Raw genomic sequence first — 18,892 nt, forward strand, 5'->3', positions numbered from 1 at the left:
ATTCTCTATCATCAGTTCCACATTTTAAATTTTCAAGTGTGTTGATTTATATTATAATAAGGTCGGTGCTGCCACTCTGTCAACCCTTGCCGTGCCTCTTTTTCTTTTCCAGCTCTTCTTTTGACGTACATCCGTATTCAGATGCGGTCTCTTCAAGGAAGCCTGGCTGATCCATTTCGTCGTGCTGCCAGCGGTCGATATCACGATGTCCATTATATTGCACTCGTCCTAATTTTCTGCTTAATCTCATGTTTGTACATCCTTTTATCACATTTTTATTTAGTATAAACAGATTGATTCATTTTTATTAGGGAAACTGCAAGGAATTCATCCACTACATAACGAATTAACATTCATCGGTTTTACAAGGGAGGGGAAAACACCGTTTTGAATCTGAAAAAACACAATCAAATGATGATGCTGCTTACTTGTTTTGTTCTCATCGCGAGTTCTTTGCCTATAACACATGCTACAGCACAAACAGATCAAGCTGTTGTCGCAACAGATGAAATCAATGTGAGAACGGGCCCTGGTTTAAGCTATGGAATTGCAGCTGTTGTGAAACGCGGCGAAAGTTATCCTATACTCACTGAACAAGGAGAATGGGTGCAGATCCAATTATCAAACGGACAAAAAGGCTGGGTCGTCTCATGGCTGATTACCACATCATCCGGCGCTCAAAAATCCGCGAAACCAAAGGCGCAAAGCACGGCTGGAGGCAGTACAATTACATCGACAGCTTCCGACCTTCGCATCCGGACAGGCCCTGGGACTTCCTATCAAGTGATTGGTACTTTCCCGAAAGGTGCTACCGCTAAAAAGCTCGAGACAAGCGGCGAATGGACGAAAATTTCGTATAAACAAGCAGAAGGCTGGGTTCACTCTGATTATGTTTCAGGGGGGCAGAAAACTTCTCAATCAAGCTCCGGCGAGTCCTCTCGCTCTAACCAGACAGGCACAGTTGGCGTATCGAGCTTGAATGTAAGGCAATCGGCCGCACCAAATGCACAAGTCGTCGCTTCACTTGCCCGCAACACACAGATCACCATTTTGCGAGAGCAGAACGGCTGGTATGAAATTGAGGGGAAAGGCGTAAAAGGCTGGGTTGCAAGCTATTACATTGTCACAGGCAAAGGAGCAGGCTCTGCACCTGAAAAGAGTTCATCCTCTTCGGCTTCTGAACAAAAAGCGTACATTGTCTATGATGGCACCAATATTCGAAAAAGCGCTTCTACCTCTGCTGGGATTGCAGAAAGAGCAACAAAAGGAGCTGCCTATCAAATCGTTCGGACGCAAGGTGACTGGTACGAGGTGACACTATCAAACGGCGGAACCGGCTATGTGGCGAGCTGGGTCGTTCAAACGAAGAAAAATAGCAGCGACGCGCCAAGACCTCAGCACGATTCATCGTCTGGAACTGGTTCTTTAAAAGGAAAAACGATTGTTCTTGATCCTGGTCATGGCGGAAAAGACAGCGGCACAATTGGCGCAGACGGTGCTTTTGAAAAGAACATCACCATCAAAACCGCCAATTTACTGGCAGGCAAATTAAGGGCTTCTGGTGCAAATGTATATTTAACAAGAAGTGATGATACCTTTATCAGCCTTCAATCAAGGGTGGCAACCTCTCATTACCGAAATGCAGATGCATTTATTAGTCTTCATTACGATAGTTTTATGGATCAAAGTGTTAGAGGAAGTACAGCGTATTATTATCAAGCAGCAAAAGATCAGCAATTAGCGTCAAGCGTTCATTCCGAAGTCGCCAAACGCTCTCAAATCCCTGATAAGGGTGTCAAATTCGGAGATTACTTTGTTTTAAGAGAAAACAAACGCCCTTCCCTTTTATATGAACTCGGGTACTTAAGCAATCCTCAGGAGGAAGCGATCATTTATAGCGCCTCTTACCAAGAACGAGTCACAGAAGGAATGACTGAAGGATTAAAACAATATTTCCGTTAAAAAGAAAGAGGCCGCTGCGCCTCTTTTTTGTTTATCCGCAAAAGAAAAAGACTCTAAACAAACTCCCGCATGAGTTCATCTACAGTCTAAAGAGAATCTATTCTTTGCTGTCCATCAAGATCGTGACTGGTCCTGAATTGGTCAATGACACGTCCATCATCGCACCAAAACGGCCAGTTTCGACATGGATGCCTTTTTCTCTAAGGGTTTTATTGAAACATTCATAAAGCGAGTTGGCTGCATCCGGCTTGGCGGCTTTCATAAAATTCGGCCGTCTGCCCTTTCTCGTATCACCATATAGGGTAAATTGTGATACAGACAGAACGCTTCCTTTTATGTCCAATAATGAACGATTCATTTTCCCATTTTCATCTTCAAAAATACGTAAATGTGCAAGCTTTTCAGCTAAGTAAAGCACATCTTCTTCTGTATCTTCGTGTGTGACACCAACAAGCACCATATATCCTTCGTTGATGGCACCTGTGATCTCTTCTTCTACCTTCACAGATGCATTTGTCACACGCTGCACAACAAGCCTCATAGACGATATACTTCCTTTCTAATTCATGAATCGGCGAACAGAGTAAATGTCTTTGATTTGTTTAATGCGTTCGACCACTTTGTGCAAGTGATTAATATTTTGAATAAAGATCGCCATATGGATCGTCGCCACTTTGTTACGATCAGACTTCCCAGAAACAGAGGAGATGTTCGTTTTGGTTTCGTTGACTGCTTGAAGCACCTCATTGAGTAAGCCGCGTCTATCATATCCTAATATTTCAATTTCTACATTGTATTCTTTACGGTTTTGAGCAGGCTGCTCATGCTCCCACTCGACGGGAATTAACCGCTCCTGCGCTTCTCCTGTCTTCACGTTCGGACAATCGTCGCGGTGAACAGATACACCTCGGCCCTTCGTAATAAAACCGACAATGCTATCACCAGGAACAGGATTACAGCACTTAGATAAGCGGACAAGCAGGTTATCAATCCCTTTGACCCTTACGCCAGCTTCCCGTTTTTTCCCGTGATACGTCTTTGGTTCCACCGTCACTTCTTGAACGGTTTTCTCTTGCTCTTCTTGGTCTCTTTGTTTTCTTTCTTTTTCCGTTAAACGATTGGCGACCTGCAGTGCAGTAATGCCGTTATATCCAACAGCTGCATACATGTCCTCTTCGTTTGAAAAATTAAATTTGTCAGCCACTTTTTGCAGGTTTTCAGCGGTCAGAATGTCTTTGACGTCAAACTCAAGGTTTTTGATTTCTTTTTCCACGAGCTCTCGGCCTTTTTCGACATTTTCTTCACGGCGCTGTTTTTTGAAAAACTGTCTGATCTTGTGCTTCGCTTGGGAGGTTTGGGCAAGCTTGACCCAATCCTGACTTGGCCCGTAGCTGTGCTTTGATGTCAGAATTTCAATAATGTCACCTGTTTTTAGTTTGTGATCGAGTGTGACCATCTTGCCATTGACCTTGGCACCGATCGTTTTATTCCCAATTTCCGAGTGAATCCGGTAAGAGAAATCAATCGGAACTGAGCCCGACGGCAGTTCAATGACGTCTCCTTTTGGCGTAAACACAAACACCATATCAGAGAAGAGATCGATCTTTAACGACTCCATAAATTCTTCTGCATCTGTGGATTCATTTTGGAATTCAAGAATTTCTCTAAACCAAGAGAGCTTCTTCTGGAATACCGCTTCTTCCGTTGATTCTGCTGACTCTTTGCCTTCTTTGTATGCCCAGTGTGCCGCAATTCCGTATTCTGCAATTTCATGCATTTCCACTGTACGGATTTGAACTTCAAGCGGATCACCTTTTGGCCCAATCACCGTTGTATGAAGAGACTGGTACATGTTCGGCTTTGGCATCGCAATATAATCTTTAAACCTGCCCGGCATCGGCTTCCAGCATGTATGGATAATTCCGAGCACCGCATAACAGTCTTTAATGCTGTCGACCAAAATACGAACGGCAAGCAGATCATAAATTTCATTAAACTGCTTATTTTGCAAGACCATTTTGCGATAAATGCTATAAATATGTTTTGGTCTGCCAGAAAATTCAGCCTTGATGTTCACCTCAGACACGCGGTCTTTCACTTCATTGACAACCTCGTCCAAGTATTCCTCACGTTCCGCTCGTTTACGCTTCATCAGATTCACAATCCGGTAATATTGCTGCGGATTTAAATAGCGGAGTGCTGTATCTTCAAGCTCCCACTTAATCTTTGAAATCCCTAATCTGTGCGCAAGCGGTGCAAAGATTTCAAGTGTTTCATTTGAAATTCTCCGCTGCTTTTCCTGCGGAAGGTGTTTGAGCGTTCTCATATTATGAAGACGGTCTGCCAGCTTAATCAAGATCACGCGAATATCCTGCGCCATTGCAACAAACATTTTTCGATGGTTTTCGGCCTGCTGTTCTTCTTGTGATTTATATTTAATCTTCCCGAGCTTTGTGACACCATCAACAAGCATTGCTACTTCCTCGTTAAAATGCTCTTTTAAATCCTGTAATGTCACATCTGTATCCTCAACTACATCGTGCAGGAAACCGCCTGCAATGGTTGATGGGTCCATTTCAAGATCAACAAGAATACCCGCCACTTGAATTGGATGGATAATATAGGGCTCACCAGATTTCCGGTATTGCTCCTTGTGTGCATTTTCAGCATATTCATATGCTCGCTCTATAAATTGAATATGTTCAGCGGACAGGTATTCTCTTGCCTTGTCAATGACCTGCTGCGCCGTTAAAACTTGTTCGTTCGCCATGGAATCACCTTTTTAAATGAAAACTGTATTGTAGTTTATTATCAAGAAAAATTCGATAGATGTAAAGAGAAGAAGTCCGCTAAAAGATTTTTGATAGGAAAAAAGCACCCTTCTTACTGAGTGCTTTTTACGAAAAACTCCATTAGTATTGCATTAACGTCATGATATCGTAGCCGTCAAGCTTCTTTCTGCCGTCCAGATACGTCAACTCAATCAAAAATGCAATCCCTGCCACAACGCCGCCTAATTCCTCTACAAGCTTGATGGACGCTTCAATTGTTCCACCAGTTGCCAGTAAGTCATCTGTAATCAGGACACGCTGACCAGGACGAATCGCATCTTTATGAATCGTTAATACATCTTTACCATATTCCAAGCCGTAATCGACTTTAATGACTTCACGAGGAAGCTTTCCTTCTTTACGAACCGGTGCAAAACCTACACCAAGTGCGTATGCTACAGGGCAGCCAATAATGAATCCACGCGCTTCAGGTCCAACAATGAGATCAATGTCTCTTTCCTTCGCGTATTCAACGATTTGATCCGTTGCATAACGGTACACTTCGCCTTTATCCATTAACGTTGTAATATCTTTAAATTGTACACCTTCCTTTGGGTAGTCAGGTACAACTGTCACATATTGTTTTAAATCCATCTTTTCCTTTTCCTCCTCGTACGTCAAAGCACAGGTGAGACTTCGCTCATCATGCTATTCAGCCATTCCTTCAGCTCTTTAGCTGAGGAATATGTTAGTGTTTGATCGAGTTCCATCAATCGTTGTTTTGCTGTATAGGACGCTGACGCCGTTAAATCTTTTTTAGGGGCATCAAGTACTATTGACAGCACACCATTCTCTATTTTAACAAAACCGAGTTCAAAAAACACCTTTGTCATAAAAATGATTGTATCTTTTGTCCAGCCTCTATGTTTGGCAAGCTCCATTCCTTGTTCTTTGATAGGAAAACTTCCCCGTTTAAACAAGAACCCATAAAACCATTTGAATTGGTCACGGCTTGGGAAAGAGGACATAAAATGATCTTCTTTTCTTTGAAAAACCGTATAAATTCTCGCAGGCTTTTGATTTTCTAAAAGCTGCTTCAGCAATTGCTCATCTGCGGGAACATCTGCAAAGACCACATACTTTCCTTGTACATCAAATGTTGTTACATTTTCTGCATGAACATGATGAATGGGGAGATCGACGTCCTGTTTTGTTGCTTCATCAAAACAGACAACCAATGATTTTTCTGAATCAAGTGTCGAAACTTTCTTCTCCCAATCCTTTTTCCCGCGCAGATCAAACAGCTGCCATTCATCAACTCGTGCATCTTTTAACATCAGCTGGGGCTTCTTCCGGTTATTCCATTCATTGACAGACATTTCTCCAATCACAGAAATGCGGCTTCCTGGAACAATTTCCTCTTTTAATTTCCCTTGGTGAAAGCCAACACAGTCAAGCAGTGTGTCTTCGTCTTTCAGAGACATTTTAATATGGTTGTGATTTGCCCCAATCGTTCGGATATCTTCAAGCTTCGCATCTTCAATCATAATGAACGGTTTTGGGTTTGACATACCAAATGGTGACAGCATCCCCGCTTCTTCAATCGCTTGAACCGTCAATTCGTCTACCTTGCACACGGCATCGACCCGCTGAATTGGAATAAAATCTTCTTCCGTCAATGTTTCATTTGCATATTGATTTAATCTTTCCCTTAGTAAAGATACATCATCCGCTCGAAGTGTCATCCCTGCTGCCATCGGATGCCCGCCGAAATGCGGCAGGATGTCGCGGCATTTGCTTAGATGGAAAAATAGATCGAAACCAGGAATACTCCGGGCTGATCCTTTTGCCATTTGCGTCTCTTCATCTATTCCAAGCACAATCGCCGGACGAGAAAAAGTATCCGTCAATTTAGAGGCAACAATTCCGACAACGCCCGGATTCCAGCCAGCTTTCGCTACAACGATCGCAGACTGGTCATCACCTGCCTCTTCCACCATTTGAATGGCTTCTTCTGTGATCGTACTGACAATCTTTTGACGTTCTTTATTCAGTTCCTGTACAAAACGAGCGAGCTCTTCTGCTTCATCCTTATCCTCAGTCATCAGAAGATGAACGGCAGGATCTGCCTGTTCAATTCGCCCAACAGCATTCAGCCTTGGCGCAATTTGAAAGCCGACCGTTTCCTCGCTCGCTTCTTCTAGAGTGGCTCCCGCTTCTTTCAATAACGCTTTCAGCCCCGGTCTATTCGACTGCCGAAGCTGCACAAGCCCTTTTTTGGCGAGCCATCTATTCTCATCGTGAAGCGGTACGAGATCCGCGATTGTCCCGATTGCTGCAAGATCTAACAGATGAACTGGCAGCTCTCCAAGAAGTGCATGCGCCACTTTAAACGCGACACCTACACCAGCAAGTTCTTTAAAGGGATACTCACAGCCAGGCTGCTTAGGATGGACAATGGCAAGTGCCTCAGGCAGCTCCTCACTTGGTTCATGGTGATCTGTAATGATCAGGTCTAACCCTATTTCTTTTGCAATACGTGCTTCATTTACAGCAGCAATGCCTGTATCGACCGTGATGACAAGCGATGCTCCTTGCTCCTTGATATATCGAAAAGCCTGTTCATTAGGTCCATAGCCTTCTTTAAATCGATCTGGAATATAAAAGTCTACTATCGCAGACCGCTCTTTTAATGTATGTAAAAGTACAGACGTACTTGTCACACCATCTGCATCATAGTCTCCGAAGATCACAATCGATTCCTGCTCTTCGATCGCTTTGTTGATGCGCTCTACTGCTTCTTTCATTCCTTTTAATAGGAATGGATCATGAAATTCGGCTTTTTGATCAAATAAAAAAGACCTCGCCTCTTCTACTTCTTCAAATCCTCTTTTTACGAGAAGCGATGCAGTCAGCGCTGAAATATTCAGATTTTCAGAGAGTGATTTCACTTTTTCTTCGCTTGGATGTTCATATTCCCAGCGCATTTTGGATAATAACATAAATTCACCCCTCAACCACACTATTATACTAGAGTGGCCTGAGGGGTTTCAATTTTTATTTTATGAAATTGTGCTGGAAGATTATTTTTCCTTCCGGTCAAATGATGCTGGCTGTTCTTTTAAAGGCGTGACATGAGATTTTTTTGGAAGATCTTTGTCTGCCTTTTTCGTCGAAGCAGCAGGTGCAGCGGCTGCACGCTCAGCTTTTAATGCCTTTAGTTCACGTTTCAGTTTCACAATTTGGAAGATCCCTGCAAATGCCACAATCAGTCCGCCCATTAAAACTGAACCGATAATGACAAGGATCAGCGGCCATTCAGCCGTTCCAAATAAGTAGTGTACCTCGACAGGCCGTACATTAATCACGGCAAATACTGAGACAATTAATACGAAAATAAATGCGAGTATGATGGTCCATTGTTGTTTGTTCATCTACAAATCCCCCAAGCTTTTTCTTTTATTCTTCCCTTTTCACTGCCTTTTTTAAACACCGAAAGAAAGCAGTGGAAGAAAACCTATCAGCATGGGCATGATCAGCTGCTGAGTTTTTCTTTAATCAGATTCTTTAATTCTTTTCTTTCTCCAGAAATGACAAGGGTATCCCCTTCTTCGATAATGGTATCTGGTCCTGGATTTAAAATCTTCTCATGTGATTTTCTCACAATGGCGATGACTGTTACTTGATAGTTTTGGCGAACATTGAGGTCACCGATGCTTTTCTGAACAGCTGGTGCATTCTTTTCAATTTTAAACCATTCAATCACTAGTTCATCAATGGCTACCTCCACGGTTTCAAGCGCTTTCGGCTTATAGACCATGCCGCCTAAAATAGCCGCGATTTGTCTTGCTTCTTCATCGTTTAGCAGGATGCCAGAAATCGTTTCTTCGTGGTCGTCCTCCTGAAAATGATACATTTCTCTTCTGCCGTCATCATGTGTAATGATGGCAAGCTTCTCATTATTTCTTGTGATCATTTCGGCTTTATGACCGATACCTGGCAGTTCAGTTTCCCGAACCTTCATAACAGCCCCTCCAATGAATAAAGCCAAATGCCCTAAACAGACACTTGCTTTCTATACTGGTCTAAACGTAAGTCATTATAGCAAAAGACCATTTCAAGATCAATGAAACCCAAAATGTTTTTTCAAAGCGTCTACTTTTCGGGAAAAAACGATAGAAAAAGACTGCCGAAAAGGCAGTCTTTCTAGATTAAATATCTTGATCTGTATCTATCTTAGCTGGTTTTTTCAGCTCACGGCCTTTCCACATCAGCCAAATTTGTGCCGCGATGTAAAGGGATGAGTATACCCCTGTTAATAAGCCGACAAGTAAGGCGATGGAGAAGTTTGTAATCGACGCTGATCCGAAGATAAGCAGTGCGATAACAACGACAACTACAGTCAGCACCGTGTTGACAGATCGCGTAAAGGTTTGCTGTAAGCTTAAGTTCACAATGTAAGATAGATCTTCAATGGTTTTCGGTTTACGTTTCTTCATTTGTTCACGAACCCTGTCGAAGGTAACGATCGTGTCGTTGATCGAGTATCCAATGACTGTGAGGATCGCGGCAATGAAGGTGACATCCACCTCTAAGCGCGTAATACTAAAGAAGGCGACAATAAAGAATGCATCGTACAGCAATGAGACAATCGCCGCAATCGCCATTTTATATTCAAAGCGGATGGATACATATATAATGATCCCAATTGAAGCAATGATGACGGCATATAGCGCATTACGGGCAAGCTCTTTTCCGACAGTCGGTGATACTGTACTTACGTTCGGCTCAGTGCCGTATTTATCTTTGAAGTAATCTTTTACTTCAGCAATTTTTTCTTTATTCGGCACCCCGACAAATCGAACCGCTGCCTGATTTTCATTTTGCCCCGATAGCACAACACTGTCTGCTTCAAGGTCAAGCTTTTTAAAGTCTTGCTCTACTTGTGCAGTTGTCAGCTTGTGATCGCTTTGAACATCAATTCTCGTTCCACTAGCAAAGTCAATACCAGCATTAAGCTTGAAGATCGAAAGGACGATGATTCCCGCAATGGTAACAGCTATTGAGAAAATCATAAAGCCTTTACGTTTGCTGACAAAATCCCATTTATCAAATGGCGTTTTCGGTTCGGTATTTTCTGTTGTTTCGTGGATATTCATGATGTCTTTTTTGCGGACACCAAACCAGCCTTTTTTGCGGTCGAGCGCGCGGCTCTCTACAAGCAGTCCAAGAAGGAATCTTGATAGGAAAACAGCTGTGATAAAGCTTGTTAAAATTGAGAGGATGAGCATTGTTGCAAATCCTTTTACAGAGCTTGTCCCGAAGAAGAACAGCACTCCGCCGGCAATAATACTTGTTAAGTTGGCATCAAAGATGGTCGCAAATGATCTGCGGTTCCCTGATCTAAAAGCAGACCGGACAGATTTGCCGAGTTTCAGCTCTTCTTTGATCCGCTCATAAGTAATAATGTTGGCATCGACAGCCATCGCTACCCCTAGAATCAGTGCAGCAATTCCAGGCAGTGTCATGACCGCACCCATCCAGTCAAACACTTGCAGCGTAATGTAGATATAAGCTGAGAGTGTGATGACTGCAATAAGACCAGGTAATCGGTAATAAAACAGCATGAATAAGAAGATAAATGCGATTCCTACTATTCCTGCGAACACTGTTTCGTTCAGTGCTTGTTCACCAAACTGTGCACTTACAGATGTGGAATATTTTTCTGTTAATTTTACTGGCAATGCACCAGCATTTAAAATACTTGCAAGGTCTTTTGCCTCTTGGACAGTAAATTTCCCTTCAATTTGTACGTCACTGCTGTTAATCTCTTGATTCACATTTGGTGCAGATACATATTTGTGGTTTGATTTTGAGACTTCTTTTTTGAAGGAATCTCCTTTGTCGTAATCAAGCCAAATGACAAGCTGATTATTTGGTGCCATCGCTGCTACTTTTCTTGTGACGTCACCAAATTTTTTCGCATCTTTTAGTTTAACCGTCACAATTGGCTCATTCGTTTGACTGAATGTTTGTTTTGCACTGTTTTCGACTAGGTCAGCCCCGTTAAGGAGTTCTTTATCATTCGTATCTCTGAAGGATAGCTGCGCTTCAGTGGAAAGAATTTCCCTTGCTCTGTTTTGATCTTTTACCCCCGCAAGCTGCACGCGGATACGGTTGTTGCCTTCAATCGAGATGTTCGGCTCACTTACACCAAGCACGTTCGCTCTTCGGTTAAGAGCCTCCACTGTACTAACGAGAACACTATTTGTGATCTTGTCCTCTTTTTTCACTGGATGTACTTCATACAGGACTTCAAATCCACCCTGTAAATCCAGCCCTAGCGTCATATCTTTCGCAACAGGCTTTGTCAGTAAGCCCACGCCAGTTCCGATTAACAGAACCACTAAGAAAAACGCAAGAATGCGCCCTTTTTTCATTATGTATTTCCTCCTTAAACACCTAAATCCATTAAGATGGCTTATTTCAACAGTTCATCAAGCATATTCTTGCCATCTTCACTGTCCAAAAAAGCAGACGTTTTAAACGACTGAACGGTTGCATAGTTCATAAATTCGCCTATTTTCACAGATAAAATATCTGCAACCATTTCATGAATCGGATACTCTTGTTTTTTCTTCCACTTCTTATTCTCTAAGTATGACCATAATTCCTCTAAATCTACATCTTTATAGCCCAAAACGATGAATTCTTCAAGCTTACTGAACAGAAAAGGCTTTAAATGGTCTTTGTAAATAGCAGCTGGGTGTTGTGTCATTGCGTAGCTCCCCCTTTTCAGTTTTTTATCGAGAGACTTGTCATGCTTGGACGATATACACGCATATCTTATTGTATATGATTCTATGTCGTTTGAGAAGGCAGGTGATCTGTGATTTGACGAAGCAAACGTTTTTAAAGGGGACCATTATTTTAATTTTAGCAGGTTTTATCACGAGAATATTGGGTTTTGTCAATCGAATTGTCATTGCGAGGTTCATTGGCGAAGAAGGGGTCGGGCTTTATATGATGGCTGCACCAACCTTTTTTCTCGCCGTGACACTCACACAATTCGGACTGCCTGTCGCCATTAGTAAGCTTGTCGCAGAAGCAGAAGCCCGGGGTGACAAACAGAAAACAAAACGTATTCTGGTCATGTCCCTTGCGATAACAGGAACACTCAGTCTGATTTTCACGCCGCTCTTTTTATGGTTTGCGCCCATCATGGCAGAAAATATGCTGACAGACCCTAGAACGGTCTATCCACTGCTGGCTATTACACCTGTCGTACCAGTCATCGCCATTTCCAGTGTGTTAAGAGGCTATTTCCAGGGCAGACAGCAAATGAGTCCGCTTGCGATGTCTCAAGTTCTGGAGCAGGTCGCAAGAATTTCGCTAGTGGCGGTATGTACAACGGCTTTCCTTCCTTACGGGATTGAATTTGCGGCAGCAGGTGCGATGGTGTCATCTGTGATTGGAGAGATGATTTCCCTTGCTTACTTACTGATCGCCTTTCGCTATAAAAAGACCATTCGTATTCGAAAACGATTTTTTAAAGCGATTCATGACGGGAAGGACACATTTAAACAGCTGATGAGCATTGCCCTGCCAACAACAGGCAGCCGTTTTATCGGGAATATTTCGTGGTTTTTAGAGCCGATTGTTGTCGCGCAAAGTCTTGCCATTGCTGGTTATGCGGCTGTAGAGGCGACAAGACAGTACGGGGAGTTGACCGGGCTTGCTCTGACCCTTTTGACACTGCCTAGTTTTATTACGTATTCACTCTCCACTGCATTAGTTCCGGCGATCAGTGAAGGAATGGAGCAGAACAAACGTAAAACGGTCGAATACCGCCTGAAGCAGGCGATGCGCCTATGTTTACTCAGCGGAGGCATTTCATGTATTATTCTTTTCGTTTACGCCGAAGATTTAACGCTCTTTATGTATGGTTCATCGCACGCGGCCATTTATGTGAAATTCATGGCGCCATTTTTCCTTCTATATTATTTTCAGGGGCCCCTTCAAGCCGTGCTTCAAGCACTCAATTTAGCTGGTGCGGCGATGACCAACAGCCTGATTGGCGCTATTGTAAAAACAGGGATGATTTTTGTTCTTGCTTCACAGCCAGGCTTTGGCATTATGGGCGCTGCACTGGCGATATTAATCGGTATCATCCTTGTCACACTGCTCCATGCGGCAACTGTTGGAAAGGTGCTGCCTATTCATTTACCATTAAAGGAATATGGACTATGCGTCCTTGTGATTATCGGTACGGGGGCTGTCAGCCTTTGGCTGAAATCTCAAGTAAACGGACTCTTTTCTGCTCCTATTGAACTTGTGACGCTCATTTTTGTTACGTGCACGCTGTATGTCATTCTATTAATCTGCCTAGGTCTAGTGAAACGAGAAGAGCTGCGCCGCATCCCGTTCATTGGGAAGCTGTTTTAGCTCATCTCTTTTTGATCACTTCATCTTTCAAATCAATATAAAATGTTTTTTGATTAAAGCTGCAGTAAGAGATTTGTTCGATATCATGATAGCCTCTTTTAGCAAGCTCATCTTTCAGCCACTGTTCATTTTGATTGATTTGCTTTAGGTGGTCATGCTGCACCACACCATCCGCAACAAGTGGAAGCTCAAGCGCTGCATGTTTGCGCTTGTTTTCTTTTTCGACGACGGCGAGCTTTCCAGACGGCTCTAAAATGGCGTAAGAGACATCCTGAATGCTGTCGATGTTATTTTCTCTTAATTGAATGAGCAGATCATCAAAATTGTATCGCTGTTTTCTCATTGCACCTTCGTCTATTTTCCCATTGATGATAAGCAGGGCCGGTTTTCCGTCAAGAAAGCGCCGGACACCTTGAAATTTTAATGAGAGGTAGGCAAGTGTGATTTGAATGAAGGTTAACAGCAGGATTGGCCATACCGTATGTAACATGTTATCCTCTACTTCTTCTATGGCGAGAACCGCAATTTCTGCGATCATCATAAAAATGACTAGATCTAAAATGCTCAGCTCGCCAATTTCCCTTTTGCCCATTAAGCGAAATATAAACCAAATAAGAAAATATAAGATGATGGTTCTCATGGAAATGATCAAGATGTCCTGCATGTGATGTAAACCCTCCTTCTCCAACATAGCTTGTGTCAAAACACTTTATTTATGTAGAAAAGAAACGTCTGAAACATGTCTATTTTTTCTTCACTGTGAATACATTTTAGTAAAAGACAAGCTTCGTTCAATTGGAGAGGAGACGAATCTACATGCAGGAAACGAAACAAATTGGAAAAGGCATTTTATCCGGCTTAATTGCCATTTTTGTCGTGATGGTTGTCACCAGTTTACTTGTGTCGCTCATGCTTACATTCACAAGTATGCAGGAATCATCATTTAAATGGATGATTATGATTTTGTCCTTTGCTGCCCTTTTATTAGGAGGCATCATTTCTGGCGGGAAAGCAAAGGAGCGCGGCTGGCTGATTGGTGCGGTCACATCTATCATTTTTTCTCTCACTGTCTTTTTATTTCAATATTTAGGGTTTGGAAAAACGTTTTCACCAGAGCAGTTTATCTATCATGGAGCATTTTTAGGCATTTGTATGCTGGGGGGAATGATTGGCGTCAATCTTCGAGGCAAATAAAAAAAGAGCGGTCATATCGCTCTTTTTTTATGGCTATGTATCAGAGGATTAGCCTTTGTCAGCTAATTCTCTAATAGCACGACGATCGAAAGTTAAACGGTTGTTTTCGCTTGTTTTGATGACCACTTTTGATTCATCAATTGAGTCGATTTCACCGTGTAAACCACCGATTGTGACGATTTTATCGCCTTTTGATAAAGATTGCTGCATCTGACGCACAGCTTTCTGTTGCTTTTGCTGTGGACGGATTAACAAGAAGTAAAGCACAGCAAACATGACAACAATCATAATGATTGAACCCATACCACCATCCATTCTATTTCACCCCTTTCTAAAGCATTGTAAAGCCTTTCGTTTATGCGTTAAAAGTTTTTCGCATTCGGTTTGTTAAAGCCGTAACGCTCAAAAAACTCTTCTTTAAAATCACCTAAACGATCCTCACGGATAGCTTCTCTCACTTGCTCCATTAATTTTAACAGAAAATGAAGATTATGATAAGTTGTTAATCGAATTCCGAACGTTTCATTTGTTCGAATTAAATGTCTAATATAGGCGCGTGTATAGTTTTTACATGTATAGCAGTCGCAGTTTTCATCGATTGGTCTAAAGTCACGCTCATATTTTGCATTTTTCACAACAAGACGGCCTTCACTTGTCATTAAGGTACCGTTCCTTGCAATTCGCGTCGGCAGTACGCAATCAAACATATCTACACCGCGAATGGCGCCGTCAATTAAGGAATCTGGTGAGCCGACACCCATTAAGTACCTCGGTTTGTCTGCTGGTAAGAATGGCGTTGTAAATTCAAGTACACGATTCATCACATCTTTTGGTTCCCCTACAGATAAGCCTCCGATGGCGTAGCCTGGGAAATCAAGTGAAACAAGGTCTTTTGCACTTTGTTTTCGAAGCTCTTCGTATTCTCCGCCTTGGACAATTCCAAACAGCCCTTGATCTTCAGGACGCTGGTGCGCTGTTAGACAGCGCTCTGCCCACCTGCTTGTCCGCTCCACAGAACGTTTCATGTAATCGTACTCTGCAGGATACGGCGGGCATTCATCAAATGCCATCATAATATCAGAGCCAAGTGCATTTTGGATGTCCATCGCTTTTTCAGGAGATAGGAACAGCTTGTCTCCGTTTAAATGATTACGGAAGTGAACGCCTTCTTCTTCAATTTTTCTAAATTCACTCAATGAAAAAACTTGGAATCCGCCTGAATCAGTTAGAATTGCTCGATCCCAGTTCATAAATTTGTGCAGACCGCCTGCTTCTTTTACGATATCGTGACCTGGACGGAGCCATAAGTGGTACGTATTGCTTAAGATGATGCCTGCATCCATTGCCTTTAATTCTTCAGGCGCCATTGTCTTGACTGTAGCCAGTGTACCTACTGGCATAAATACAGGTGTTTCAAAGGAGCCGTGCGGTGTATGAACGCGGCCAAGACGTGCACCTGTCTGTTTGCATGATTTAATGAACTCATAACGTATCGGTAATTGCGACAAAAATGAGCCCTCCTGTCTTCGTTGTATAATGTTATTGAATCAGCATGGCATCGCCAAAGCTGAAGAATCGGTATTCCTCTTTCACAGCCTCATTGTACGCTTTTAGTACGTGCTCTCGTCCAGCTAATGCGCTGACAAGCATAATTAACGAGGATTTTGGCAGATGGAAATTCGTGATCATGCCATCAATTGCCTTGAATGTGTAGCCAGGGTAAATAAAGATCGACGTCCAGCCGCTCGAGGCTTTGAACGCACCATCATGTGCACTTGCAATGGTTTCAAGCGTTCTTGTCGACGTTGTGCCGACTGAAATAATCCGTCCGCCTTCATTGCGAACGCGATTAAGCTCATCAGCTGTTTCTTCATTCATTTCATAAAACTCTGCGTGCATTTCGTGTTCTTCAATACGTTCTGCACTTACCGGACGAAACGTGCCAAGCCCTACGTGCAGCGTAATGAAAGCAATGTGTACACCTTTCGCTTTCAGCGCATCCAGCAGCTCGGTTGTAAAGTGGAGACCGGCAGTTGGCGCAGCAGCGGAGCCAACCTCTTTTGAATAAACGGTTTGATAGCGTTCACGGTCGTCAAGCTGCTCTTTAATATATGGAGGCAGCGGCATTTCACCAAGGGATTCAAGCACTTCATAAAAAATGCCTGTATATTGAAACTCGACTTTTCTTCCACCATGTTCCATTTCCTCTGTACATACAGCTTGGAGCCGTCCATCACCAAACGTGATAACCGTCCCTTTTTTCACCCGTTTGGCTGGTTTGACAAGTGTTTCCCAGTTGTCTCCTTCTTCTTGTTTCAATAGAAGAAGTTCAACTTTGGCACCTGTATCCTCTTTCATCCCAAACAGACGTGCAGGCAGAACGCGCGTGTTGTTTAGAACGAGACAATCACCCTTTTGAAAATAATCGATGATTTGTGAGAATGTATCATGTGTAATCGCACCCGTTTGTTTGTTTAAGACCATCAGTCTTGATGCATCTCTTTTTTCAAGCGGCACTTGTGCAATTAATCTTTCTGGTAAATCAAAATCAAATAGTTCTAGCTTCATTTCCTTCACCTATTCTGTAGTTAACTAGTTAACGTTATTTCATCCGTCCAAAGATATTCAGTAATATGGTCAGTACGATACTAATGACAATGCAGGTAATGACAGGAAAAAAGAACGTTACATTCCCTTTTTTCACAAAAATATCACCTGGAAGCTTACCAACCAATTGAAACACTAATCCTGCGGCAAAAAGGACACCACCTAAAATCATTAATATTTTAGGGAATTCAGTCACGAATCGGAACCTCCATTTGAAAATGTTCATACGCTTCTCTTGTGACGACCCGTCCTCTTGGCGTTCTTTGCAGGAAACCAATTTGCAGTAAGTACGGTTCGTACACATCTTCAATCGTATGTGATTCTTCTCCTATTGTCGCTGAGATCGTATCAAGCCCAACAGGACCGCCTCTAAATTTTTCGATCATACTTAAAAGGAGCTTATGGTCTATATGATCGAGGCCTAACCTGTCGACTTGAAGACGCTCAAGGGCATCTTCCGCAATGTCCTGCGTAATGGCATGATTCCCAAGCACCTGCGCAAAATCTCTTACTCTTTTGAGCAAACGATTGGCAACCCTCGGTGTTCCCCGGGAACGTCTCGCAATCTCTTCGGCAGAGCGAATATCGATCCCAATCTCAAACAGCTCGGCTGTTCTTGCCACAATGTGAGCCAAATCTCTTTGCTCATAGTATTCCAATCTTGCATGTACCCCAAACCTATCACGAAGCGGCGCTGTTAACAGCCCGACACGAGTCGTTGCACCTACAAGCGTAAATGGCGGTAAATCAAGCCGTACAGAGCGTGCTGTATCTCCTTTTCCAATAACAATATCTAAACAAAAATCCTCCATTGCTGGGTACAGCACTTCTTCAATTGAGCGCTGCAAGCGGTGAATTTCATCAATAAACAATACATCACCTGGCTCTAGAGATGTTAAGATGGCCGCCAAATCACCAGGACGCTCAATCGCTGGTCCTGACGTTGTACGCAGCTGAACATTCATTTCATTGGCAATGATCGACGCAAGCGTTGTTTTCCCAAGTCCAGGAGGTCCATATAAAAGGACGTGATCAAGCGTTTCCTGCCGCATGCGGGCAGCTTCAATAAATACGCTGAGGTTATCCTTTACTTTTTGCTGACCGATATATTGGCTAAGTGTCTGTGGCCGCAGACTTTGCTCAATGGCTGATTCATGGTTGTCTGCTTCAGTTGAGACGAGCCGTTCATCCATGAGACATCACCCTATTTCAACATTTTTTGTAAAGCTTTTTTCACATATTGATCGGTTGTGAGATTCTTTTCTTCTTTTAATAATGGAAGAACCTTTTTGATTTCACGATCACCGTATCCAAGGACACTTAAGGCTTCAAGCGCTTCATCTAATGCAGTTTGCTGCGTTTCGACCTGAATGTGGTCCTCGTGATTAAATAAGTTGCCAATCATTTCTGGCACCACATCTGCCAGTTTTCCTTTTAGATCCAGAATGATTTGACGTGCTGTTTTTTTGCCTACACCAGGGAATTTAATCAGGAAGGCTTCATCTTCACGTTCTATCGCTGAAATGACAGCGCCAGGATCACCGGAAGCAAGAATCGCGAGTGCACCCTTTGGCCCAATTCCTGTGACATTTAACAGTTTTGTGAACAGCGCTTTTTCTTCTCGTGTTTGAAAACCGTATAACGAAAAGGCGTCTTCCTTTATGTAATGATACGTATAAATCGTTTCTTGTTTATTTACTCGATAGATAAACGGGTTTGGGGTATAGACTTGATATCCCACTCCGCCGTTTTCAATGACAACATATTGCGGGCACACATAATCAATGGTCCCTTTTACAAACTCTATCACCGTTTTCACCTCTTTGACTGTTCTTCATTGTAACATAAATCGAAGAGAAAACCGCAATAAAAGTTAACATACGTTCGCTCAGTACATTTTTATGATGAAATCA

The 18,892-nt window shown here is 42.7% G+C and carries 19 protein-coding genes and 1 other annotated feature (1 of these 20 only partly in view); of the genes, 3 read left to right on the plus strand and 16 right to left on the minus strand.

Annotated elements, in window-relative coordinates:
* Positions 1 to 21 (minus strand) — a binding site (T-box leader) (it extends 219 nt beyond the left edge of the window).
* Positions 22 to 79: 58 nt separating this feature from the next.
* On the minus strand, positions 80 to 250 hold the full coding sequence (locus MHH61_RS02205) for a YrzK family protein (RefSeq protein WP_003216250.1): 171 nt from the start codon (positions 248 to 250) through the stop codon (positions 80 to 82).
* Positions 251 to 387: 137 nt separating this feature from the next.
* Between MHH61_RS02205 and MHH61_RS02210 the strand changes: the two genes are divergently transcribed.
* Positions 388 to 1,962 carry an SH3 domain-containing protein gene (locus tag MHH61_RS02210; RefSeq protein ID WP_125586668.1) on the plus strand — a complete coding sequence of 525 codons (1,575 nt, stop codon included), beginning with the start codon at positions 388 to 390 and terminating at the stop codon, positions 1,960 to 1,962.
* 97 nt (positions 1,963 to 2,059) lie between these two features.
* On the opposite strand, the gene dtd is transcribed toward MHH61_RS02210, so the two are convergent.
* From dtd to MHH61_RS02250, 8 genes are all read right to left on the minus strand, one after another.
* The gene (gene dtd / locus MHH61_RS02215) at positions 2,060 to 2,503 is read right to left on the minus strand and encodes a D-aminoacyl-tRNA deacylase (RefSeq protein WP_024427859.1); all 444 of its coding nucleotides are present in this window, start codon (positions 2,501 to 2,503) and stop codon (positions 2,060 to 2,062) included.
* An 18-nt stretch (positions 2,504 to 2,521) separates the two neighbouring features.
* The gene (locus MHH61_RS02220; protein ID WP_034279902.1) at positions 2,522 to 4,732 is read right to left on the minus strand and encodes a bifunctional (p)ppGpp synthetase/guanosine-3',5'-bis(diphosphate) 3'-pyrophosphohydrolase; all 2,211 of its coding nucleotides are present in this window, start codon (positions 4,730 to 4,732) and stop codon (positions 2,522 to 2,524) included.
* A 142-nt stretch (positions 4,733 to 4,874) separates the two neighbouring features.
* Positions 4,875 to 5,387: an adenine phosphoribosyltransferase gene (locus MHH61_RS02225; RefSeq protein ID WP_024423133.1), complete on the minus strand. Its 513-nt coding sequence runs from the start codon at positions 5,385 to 5,387 to the stop codon at positions 4,875 to 4,877.
* A 23-nt stretch (positions 5,388 to 5,410) separates the two neighbouring features.
* Positions 5,411 to 7,735 (minus strand): single-stranded-DNA-specific exonuclease RecJ, encoded by a 2,325-nt coding sequence (gene recJ / locus MHH61_RS02230; RefSeq protein ID WP_125586670.1) that lies wholly within the window; start codon positions 7,733 to 7,735, stop codon positions 5,411 to 5,413.
* Between the two features lie 81 nt (positions 7,736 to 7,816).
* Complete coding sequence (locus tag MHH61_RS02235) at positions 7,817 to 8,167, minus strand: lipopolysaccharide assembly LapA domain-containing protein (protein ID WP_125586672.1); 351 nt, start codon at positions 8,165 to 8,167, stop codon at positions 7,817 to 7,819.
* 101 nt (positions 8,168 to 8,268) lie between these two features.
* Positions 8,269 to 8,757 carry a cation:proton antiporter regulatory subunit gene (locus MHH61_RS02240; protein WP_024423136.1) on the minus strand — a complete coding sequence of 163 codons (489 nt, stop codon included), beginning with the start codon at positions 8,755 to 8,757 and terminating at the stop codon, positions 8,269 to 8,271.
* A gap of 187 nt (positions 8,758 to 8,944) precedes the next feature.
* Positions 8,945 to 11,173 carry a protein translocase subunit SecDF gene (gene secDF / locus MHH61_RS02245; protein ID WP_125586674.1) on the minus strand — a complete coding sequence of 743 codons (2,229 nt, stop codon included), beginning with the start codon at positions 11,171 to 11,173 and terminating at the stop codon, positions 8,945 to 8,947.
* Between the two features lie 41 nt (positions 11,174 to 11,214).
* The gene (locus MHH61_RS02250) at positions 11,215 to 11,511 is read right to left on the minus strand and encodes a post-transcriptional regulator (RefSeq protein ID WP_003216788.1); all 297 of its coding nucleotides are present in this window, start codon (positions 11,509 to 11,511) and stop codon (positions 11,215 to 11,217) included.
* Positions 11,512 to 11,627: 116 nt separating this feature from the next.
* Between MHH61_RS02250 and spoVB the strand changes: the two genes are divergently transcribed.
* Positions 11,628 to 13,178 (plus strand): stage V sporulation protein B, encoded by a 1,551-nt coding sequence (gene spoVB / locus MHH61_RS02255; protein WP_056767987.1) that lies wholly within the window; start codon positions 11,628 to 11,630, stop codon positions 13,176 to 13,178.
* A gap of 1 nt (position 13,179) precedes the next feature.
* Here the strand turns inward: spoVB and MHH61_RS02260 are convergent, their stop codons facing one another.
* Positions 13,180 to 13,842: a DUF421 domain-containing protein gene (locus MHH61_RS02260; protein WP_024423139.1), complete on the minus strand. Its 663-nt coding sequence runs from the start codon at positions 13,840 to 13,842 to the stop codon at positions 13,180 to 13,182.
* A gap of 152 nt (positions 13,843 to 13,994) precedes the next feature.
* On the opposite strand from MHH61_RS02260, the gene MHH61_RS02265 reads away from it, so the two are divergent.
* Complete coding sequence (locus MHH61_RS02265) at positions 13,995 to 14,372, plus strand: TIGR04086 family membrane protein (protein ID WP_075622125.1); 378 nt, start codon at positions 13,995 to 13,997, stop codon at positions 14,370 to 14,372.
* A gap of 48 nt (positions 14,373 to 14,420) precedes the next feature.
* On the opposite strand, the gene yajC is transcribed toward MHH61_RS02265, so the two are convergent.
* From yajC to ruvA, 6 genes are read right to left on the minus strand one after another with little or no spacing between them, the layout of a single operon-like run.
* Positions 14,421 to 14,687 (minus strand): preprotein translocase subunit YajC, encoded by a 267-nt coding sequence (gene yajC, locus MHH61_RS02270; RefSeq protein WP_008360993.1) that lies wholly within the window; start codon positions 14,685 to 14,687, stop codon positions 14,421 to 14,423.
* A gap of 47 nt (positions 14,688 to 14,734) precedes the next feature.
* Complete coding sequence (gene tgt / locus MHH61_RS02275) at positions 14,735 to 15,880, minus strand: tRNA guanosine(34) transglycosylase Tgt (RefSeq protein ID WP_024423141.1); 1,146 nt, start codon at positions 15,878 to 15,880, stop codon at positions 14,735 to 14,737.
* Positions 15,881 to 15,911: 31 nt separating this feature from the next.
* Positions 15,912 to 16,940 carry a tRNA preQ1(34) S-adenosylmethionine ribosyltransferase-isomerase QueA gene (gene queA / locus MHH61_RS02280; RefSeq protein ID WP_125586676.1) on the minus strand — a complete coding sequence of 343 codons (1,029 nt, stop codon included), beginning with the start codon at positions 16,938 to 16,940 and terminating at the stop codon, positions 15,912 to 15,914.
* A gap of 34 nt (positions 16,941 to 16,974) precedes the next feature.
* Entirely contained in the window at positions 16,975 to 17,175 is a 201-nt protein-coding gene (locus MHH61_RS02285; protein ID WP_012010741.1) for a DUF2905 domain-containing protein, read from the minus strand.
* Entirely contained in the window at positions 17,168 to 18,172 is a 1,005-nt protein-coding gene (gene ruvB, locus MHH61_RS02290; RefSeq protein ID WP_125586678.1) for a Holliday junction branch migration DNA helicase RuvB, read from the minus strand. The genes MHH61_RS02285 and ruvB overlap by 8 nt, the downstream gene beginning before the upstream one ends.
* A gap of 11 nt (positions 18,173 to 18,183) precedes the next feature.
* Complete coding sequence (ruvA, locus tag MHH61_RS02295) at positions 18,184 to 18,789, minus strand: Holliday junction branch migration protein RuvA (RefSeq protein ID WP_024423144.1); 606 nt, start codon at positions 18,787 to 18,789, stop codon at positions 18,184 to 18,186.
* Between the last annotated feature and the right edge of the window lie 103 nt (positions 18,790 to 18,892).

This window comes from Bacillus sp. FSL K6-3154, from assembly GCF_040869395.1.
Taxonomy (GTDB): Bacteria; Bacillota; Bacilli; order Bacillales; family Bacillaceae; genus Bacillus; species Bacillus safensis.